The sequence below is a fragment of the Bacillus sp. SIMBA_154 genome (genome assembly GCF_046536015.1).
Taxonomy (GTDB): domain Bacteria; phylum Bacillota; class Bacilli; order Bacillales; family Bacillaceae; genus Bacillus; species Bacillus pumilus_P.
On the sequence record NZ_JAWJBV010000566.1, the window covers coordinates 1 to 243 of the forward strand.

Consider the following 243-nt stretch of genomic DNA (forward strand, 5'->3'; position numbering starts at 1 on the left):
TCTGCATAAACGGCTGAAGCTCCGAATATATCTTTAAAATCTGGTGGTAAAATGACCACTTTACCTAAAGCCATTGCTTCCATAATATTTCTACCAAATTCCTCGATATAATCTTCATGAATGTAATGTATGAAGAAATCTAACTTTGATAAAAACTCTGTTACAGTAATAGCATCGAAATCAATAGTCTGCCAATTTTTAGGAGTTTTACCTATTTTCTTTTTAGCAGTCTGAATGCCTCCC

At 33.3% G+C, this 243-nt stretch carries 1 pseudogene; it reads right to left on the bottom strand.

Annotation, left to right across the window (positions count from 1 at the left end):
• Window positions 1-243 (bottom strand): annotated as a pseudogene (locus R0K30_RS23180) (glycosyltransferase family 2 protein); the annotation flags it as partial.